Genomic DNA, 6,364 nt, shown 5'->3' on the forward strand with positions numbered 1-6,364 from the left:
GCCGGAGAAGAAGAGACAATTGCACATGCCGCAAACAGCTCTGGATAGCGTGACATAAGCCTATAGACAATCATTCCTCCATTGGAAAGACCGACAAGATAGACTCTGGTCTCGTCAACGGGATAACTGTTAATTATTTCGACAATAAGCTCGTAAATGTATGAAACATCATCAACTTTGTTCTCCATAGCATATCCACAACAGAAACCTGAGTTCCAGCTCAAGAAAACGCTGTTCAAAGGGCCTGTTCCCTCAGGATAGACTGAAATGAAACCCTCTTTATCAGCAACTTCCGTTATTCCGTAAGTGTTCTTTGTGTAATTGCCATTGCCAAAGAGGCCATGAAAGACAAGAACTACCGGCAACTTCTCATCTTTGATTTCCGGAGGTAGATGAATTATGGTTTGTCTCGTTCTGCCGTCATGCTCTATCGTCATAACCTCATCTACTCCCTTTTTCGTGCCACTGACGAGGGAGAATCCCATGGCCAGAAGAGTGCCGATTATCACCATTGTCTTGAACACTTAGCTACCCCCCGTTCACCTTTTAATTACAACAGTTGATAACATTTCAATACTAACATTTGTTAAGCCAGAACAATTCCTCAGTCTCTCCAGAAAATCAAACACGTTGTCTGAACAAATCCTCTTCATAACTCTTACTAAACGGCATTCAAAAAGCGAAAGCCTCTCCCTTGCGTAATTTGTCGAGCGAATTTCCATAGCCTGAAACAGTTAGTTCGAAGCTGTATTAAGCATGCCGAAAGATGGATCTCTGAGGTTAAGAAGGACTATGTCTCCGTCCGATAGAAATGATACGGGAATCTGACTAAAAAATGTAGTGGTGACGTATCTACCCATAAAAGTCGGAAAGAGACCGAGGATAGAGATGCACGAAGCCGCAACTTTCCCTGCCGCCCCTGAAACAAGCTTGAGCGAGCGTTCTTTGAGATCAAAAACCTCAGAACTGGCATCTGTACTTCCTGATACCCCTTTCAGAAAGAAATCCCTAACATCGCTTTCGAAGACGTAATTCTGTCTGGACCAGATCCGGCAGTGACGAATCTTCTGTAACTTATCCCGCAGCCCTACTGGTGAAGAGATTGTCGAACCCTCCATTACTTTCAGAGTGCCGAAGAGACTCTTCACAAACTCATTTAAGCGGCTAATCGCCTCACCCTCTCTCAGCGCTTCTGCAGTCACCGTATAATATCCTGTCAGTCCATTCAGTATTATGTTACCCTTGCCGGCGAGATCATTTATGTGCTCCAAAGCAGCAAGGCCTTGAAAACCGTATCCCCCGACATGCATCTTCAAAGCGTCACTCCGTTCAAGTCACATCCGAGCGTTTCTTCATACGGTTCATTCATGACATCAATAAAGGATGAAAAACCCATCATATTGATATTCCTGGTCATAACGGGAGAGATCAAAACATCTGCAGCAGCTATTTCTCTCTGCAAAATCAAATCGGCTCTGTATTCATCCATCACTCCCAATATTGAATTCGAAGTATTGAAGTAACCCTATTCGATGAAGAAAGATCTACGGCAACTAAGAAAGTACTATTCGCCTCTCTTGCGACGCTTACAAAAAGATTGTTCGGGATACCGCCATCGGCAAGTGTTAGGTCTCCTTTCTTTTCAGGTTTGAATAATCCTGGAATAGCCATTGATACTCTAAGAGCTTCATAGATACTCCCTTCATTTTGGACGAGAAGTTCAGCTGAACAGATAGCTGTAGATGTGCACACAAAAGGAATCTTTGTATTGGAGAATCTATACCTATTTGAGTGTTTCCTAATGGTTCTAGAATACACTCCAGAGGGAAGCGCTGCTCCGAAAACATACAAGAATAAACAAGCATCACACTGAAGATCGGTTCCTCTCTCTCATTTACTGTTGATTCCATCAATGATAGTTATTTGACATCCTTTCTGAAGATTCTCGAAGAAACCTCCCAGAGGCTATTTGAATCAGCCAATATTGCATATCCCGCCCCGACTAGAGCATCAATCCTTACTCCAACTATGAGGTCGGGAATGAAACCCTTCTCTTCAAGCGCACGAATAACCCCAACGGAGCTGCACCTTTTGCTCCTCCACCTCCCAGAACCAATGCTCTTTTCATTTCGACACCTCTAAGTAAAAACCACCTATGAAACACCGTTTCATTGTTCATATATTGTTGGCCGTACGCAACTTCCAGAATTGTTCCAGCTCAGTCAGAATCTCATAAGCGCCGCTACAAAGTAGATTACGGGCGCACGAATCTCTACTCACTCCTCCTTTTGCCAGGGTTTTAAGTTCACGGGGAGAAGCTCTTTCTGTCAATACCGCCGTCCCATCTTCGAAAATCCAGCGCTGTCGATTCCCTTCAAAAACTGACTGCATACCCGTATCCGGCGCAACAATGACCCAATTCTTGCCACTATCTATTCCAGTACCAAATCTGCCAATCGCTTAAAATGAGCCTCCCTGAACCAAAACAGGCGCACCTGACCTCATTTGCTTATCTTCAGAAGGGCCGCCAGAGAGTATAGCGGTTTTTTCTCGGTTATCCTGTCAAGTTCTCAGATAATTTCATCTCTCGAGATTTCTCTTATGGGTATGCCGCTTTCCAAAGAAATCGCAGAGGCTACACCAATTACCTGTTGTCCCATGCCTGCTGACGTCGGCATTATTCTACCGGCGCTTTGCCCTTCAAAATCACTTGAGAAACATCTGCCTGCCATATTTAGATTGTCTAAGTCGCTGCTGATGAGTGTTCCTAAAGGTATCTCATAATAGTCAGAATATGAAGGTACTCTGCCTTTGACTTCCGGAGTAATCTTCTGAGTTTCAGGGGAATGGACATCTATTCCATATGTTGCTTTGGCGACACCGTCATAGAACTTTTTATGCAATCTAAAGTCTTCTCCAGTGAAGACATAAAATCCCCTCACTCTTCTGCTCTCTCGAATTCCAATATCGCCTGCAATCTTCTCAATTCTTGACTTTTCAAATCCCCGAACGTACTTCCTAGAAAAGGCTACAAGTTGGTCGATCTGCTCAGAACATTCGAAGACCGATTTGCTCAGTTCGAAAAGATTGACAGGATCTTTACCGAACGAGTGAGTTGTGTTGACGGATACTCTGTCTTCCCCGGGAAGTTCAATGAAGAAAAAGTAGTCGTGAAGATTGTTAAGTCCACTCTTTCTAGCCTTTTCGATCTCTTCAAAGTAGCCCGCAACTGAAAGAGGCTTCGAATCTGGTGTCACCCATTTGAAGAAGTTGCTTCTTCTACGACTGACGTCCTCCCTAATTCTCTCGAAGTTGATGTTACTCATAGTAAACATAAGTGTTGACGCCTGATTTGCCCCATCAGTATCACCGGAGAAGAGCGTAGCTCCTGCCATTTGACCTAGTGAGGCGTCAACCGTAGAATCAAGAAACATCTTTGCTATTGCAGTGAACTCCGCACCTGAAGAGGAAATGAAACTAACTTCTTCAACTGTCCGCTCGGAAGAGGAAACTCTTGTCGGAAGTGAATGAAGTACAAGTCAAACTCCAGCCTTTCTCAGCTTTTCCAGAAAGATGATCTTCAGAATCTCTGAATTGAAGGCGTTTCTAAGGATTCCCCCACGCTCACGCTGGTCAACCAGGATTTCGCCAAAAAACCTCCCCTAACAGCACCGGTACCAGCGAACGACGATTCTCCGATACCAGAATGAGGACCAAATGATTTTGCTGTTCTTTAGTAACGTCTTCCAATCTTCATAGCTTTGTCCCGTTCGCATTCAATTACTCAACGCAGAACCTATTGACGAGTCTCTTATTTCCAATTCCGACTCCAAGAGTCTCCACATTGCTTTCTCTTGATCTTCCTTCTCTTTAGTAGAGACCGTCTTGAACCTCTTCATATTAACATCAGCGGCAGCTAGATGCTTTCTGAAAGGAGAACCCAAAACTCTAACAATTCTCTTTATCTTTTCTCAAGACTTGCACGCAAATTGAGGTATCTTTCTTGACGGGTCCCTCGACCATTCAAAGTGATTAGAACCAACACAGGTCTTGGCTTTCTTTGATCTGGGAGAGAGACGTATAATTATCTGGTCTCAATCATTCTTTCTCTAATTCTCACTTCAGTTTCTGCCAAATTCTACGGGGGGCGATTCTAGAAACGTGTTGTGACGCTAGCACTTGTATTGACGACACTTCTTGTGTTCTCTGGATGTTACGTGGTTTTGAAATGTGTTGACTTTGGGGGATTCACTGTTCGAGCATAATATCATAATGATGACGTCTTTTCTGAACTGACAACACGGATGGTTATGAAACCCTTCTTCTGGTTCAATGGAACTCCCACTCCAAACGGAGTAATGACCGTTACAAATGCAGGTATGGCGGGACACTCGGGAAAGGATATCAAAAAGGATATGAATATGAACAACGTCACGATCTCCTTCAAGTTCCCTGTCAATCCAACCGGCCTTATTCTCTACTATGGAGAGTACGGTGGAAACATAAATGTGGAAATAAACGGGGTTCTCGAAAATGTACAGGACTTCTCAGACATCGAAGGAAAAGTAATAGGCGGAGTGAATGTAACTCTGACAAGCGTAAGCGGCCCCAAGGGAGTACTGAATCTTCAGGGAATGATCACATCTTTTTCGATAGGAGGTCAGGAACTCCGGATAGACCACATTTGTCCGAGAAAATAGAGTTATCGAAGCTCCACACTTCTGATGCCCCTTAATCTCGACAAACCAACCATAAGATTCTTGATTTTTATAGCATCGCTTTTGCTTATCTCAATTAGCAATGTAAGGTTTTCTTCATCGTCTTCAACTTCCATAGATTCTACTGTCAATCCATTGTCCTTGAACCATTCTGAGATTCTTCTGGACATTTCCTCAGTATTACTCGCAACTATTAGGATTCTCGGCAGATTTCTTCCGCCGGTGAAAAGCTCTATCCTCTTCAGAAAAAGCACGATCATTATTGCGAATACGGTTACTACGGTGGACAATAGATATTCACCGCTTCCGAATCCCATGCCAACCGCTGCAGTTACCCAAAGCGTTGCTGCCGTTGTAAGACCCTTGACCGAAAAACCCTTTTTCAGGATCGTTCCCGCTCCCAGAAATCCTATCCCAGAGACAATTTGTGCCGCAACTCGGCCAGGGTCACCGTGTTCTGCGGTTACAAATACTGTTGTAGAAAGCACCGTAATGAAAGCAGCACCAACACAGATGAGAGAGTGTGTCCTGAGTCCTGCCGGCTTGTATATTCTCTCTCTTGTCACTCCTATCATCGCTCCTGCAACAAGAGCACAGAATAGCCTCAAACACAGATCCAAATATTCCAATTTTCAACCCTCCCTTAAGTTACGATTATAACCTTTCCCTCCGATAAGTAAACACAAGAGCACAGCATTTCTACACCAATCGACCAATCGACATTGTTTCGACTTCTCGTATGATCTCTTCCATCAGGCTAAAACGCTAGATCATATCTGCGTTTTCATGAGTTACCAAAGTCGGAATGTGATTCTTCCTTGAGGGCCACTTTCCAAGAGTAATTCTCTCTTCACTTCCAAAATGCTATTATTGGTTGGAAGGAGTGATAGATGTGCTGATTCCCGTAATTCTCGCAGCCGGAAAGGGCAGAAGACTGAAGTCGGAAGTTCCTAAGCCCCTGGTCAAAGTGAAAGGCAAGCCGATGATCGTTCACATCCTAAGAAAGGTTTCTTCAGTATGCGATAGCGTCAATTCAATAGTAGTAATAAATCCGGACTTCGAAAGCGATTTTCGGAATGTGCTCGATAGCAATACCATACTTGCATATCAAGATTCGCCGAAGGGAACTGCAGATGCGCTGAAAAGAGCACTTCACTTGGTCCCGGAAGGTTCTGAGATTCTGGTGATGTATTCTGATCTCATTCTGATCACGGAAGATTCCCTTAAGGCCCTTGCTGAACTCCATAAGAGTAATTGCTGTGATATAACATTTCTTTCCGGAGTAACCGAAACCAAATTTCCATATGCTCTTGTTGAGCGTGACGAATACGGTAAGGTAATCTCCTTCAAGGAAAAAAAGATTCCTGACTTCCCGCCTCCCTGGGAGTTCTACATTGGACCAATAATTCTGAGAAAAGATGTGGTCGAAGAATATATCGACAATCTGATACCAAATAAGGATACCGGAGAAATTTACATTTCCGATATTGTGTCTCTATCGTTGATTGAACATAAGTCTGTATGCGGCTTTGTAACCGAGAATCAAGAGGAATTCTTGGGGGTTAACACTCCTGAGGATCTTGAAATTGCAGAAAAACTTCTCTCCGACTGAACCTTTTTCTCAAGGGTGAAGTCTCATTACCAGA

7 protein-coding genes and 1 pseudogene are annotated in these 6,364 nt (G+C 43.7%); 2 read left to right on the top strand and 6 right to left on the bottom strand.

Translation table 11 applies throughout. The features are described 5' to 3' along the window. The 5 genes and pseudogenes from B3K91_RS13000 to B3K91_RS13020 all read right to left on the bottom strand — a co-directional run. On the bottom strand, window positions 1–524 hold a 524-nt coding region (locus B3K91_RS13000; RefSeq protein ID WP_292595343.1), incomplete at its 3' end, for an alpha/beta hydrolase family esterase. 210 nt (window positions 525–734) lie between these two features. Then, entirely contained in the window at window positions 735–1,316 is a 582-nt protein-coding gene (locus B3K91_RS13005; RefSeq protein ID WP_292592737.1) for a hypothetical protein, read from the bottom strand. Then, complete coding sequence (locus B3K91_RS13010) at window positions 1,313–1,489, bottom strand: hypothetical protein (protein ID WP_292592735.1); 177 nt, start codon at window positions 1,487–1,489, stop codon at window positions 1,313–1,315. The genes B3K91_RS13005 and B3K91_RS13010 overlap by 4 nt, the downstream gene beginning before the upstream one ends. After that, entirely contained in the window at window positions 1,489–1,818 is a 330-nt protein-coding gene (locus tag B3K91_RS13015) for a patatin-like phospholipase family protein (RefSeq protein ID WP_349680350.1), read from the bottom strand. Before B3K91_RS13015 ends, B3K91_RS13010 begins: the two co-directional genes overlap by 1 nt. Window positions 1,819–2,570: 752 nt before the next feature. Further along, window positions 2,571–3,527 (bottom strand): annotated as a pseudogene (locus B3K91_RS13020) (FAD-dependent oxidoreductase); the annotation flags it as partial. Between the two features lie 783 nt (window positions 3,528–4,310). Between B3K91_RS13020 and B3K91_RS13025 the strand changes: the two are divergent. After that, on the top strand, window positions 4,311–4,700 hold the full coding sequence (locus B3K91_RS13025) for a hypothetical protein (protein ID WP_292588260.1): 390 nt from the start codon (window positions 4,311–4,313) through the stop codon (window positions 4,698–4,700). Between the two features lie 2 nt (window positions 4,701–4,702). On the opposite strand, the gene B3K91_RS13030 is transcribed toward B3K91_RS13025, so the two are convergent. Continuing rightward, window positions 4,703–5,347 (bottom strand): MgtC/SapB family protein, encoded by a 645-nt coding sequence (locus B3K91_RS13030; protein WP_099829768.1) that lies wholly within the window; start codon window positions 5,345–5,347, stop codon window positions 4,703–4,705. A gap of 263 nt (window positions 5,348–5,610) precedes the next feature. Here B3K91_RS13030 and B3K91_RS13035 point away from each other — a divergent pair, with 263 nt between their 5' ends. Continuing rightward, a complete protein-coding gene (locus tag B3K91_RS13035; protein ID WP_214060804.1) occupies window positions 5,611–6,330 on the top strand; it encodes a sugar phosphate nucleotidyltransferase in 720 nt (239 codons plus the stop codon). Window positions 6,331–6,364 lie beyond the last annotated feature (34 nt).

The sequence above is a fragment of the Mesotoga sp. UBA5847 genome (assembly GCF_002432735.1).
In the GTDB taxonomy this organism is placed as follows: domain Bacteria; phylum Thermotogota; class Thermotogae; order Petrotogales; family Kosmotogaceae; genus Mesotoga.